Here is a 293-nt window from a genome sequence, read left to right on the forward strand (position 1 = left end):
CAAACTTTATGAAAGCTGACCGTGTTTAAAAAGCAGAATCATCTCATGCGTCAGACTCACATTCATATAATCTCCGGGGATATCTTCCCGTTTCATCCAGACGGCTGTGGATAACTCTGTTTCATCCAGATGGATCTGTGGAGAACCATCCAGCTCGGCAAAGAAACCTACCAGCATGGAGTCACTGGAGGCCCATGGCTGATTTTTATAATAGCGGATATTTTTTACTTTCAGGCCGACTTCTTCCATAACCTCGCGGCGGACAGTCTCTTCCAGAGTCTCACCGAATTCTG

The 293-nt window shown here is 46.1% G+C and carries 1 protein-coding gene; it reads right to left on the bottom strand.

Going from position 1 to position 293, the window contains the following annotated elements:
* Nucleotides 1-6: 6 nt before the first annotated feature.
* Nucleotides 7-293 (bottom strand): NUDIX domain-containing protein (locus tag NE473_RS31815; RefSeq protein ID WP_256265701.1); only part of this gene is annotated, 287 nt, incomplete at its 5' end.

The organism is Hungatella sp. SL.1.14, assembly GCF_024460495.1.
Lineage (GTDB): Bacteria > Bacillota > Clostridia > Lachnospirales > Lachnospiraceae > Hungatella > Hungatella hathewayi.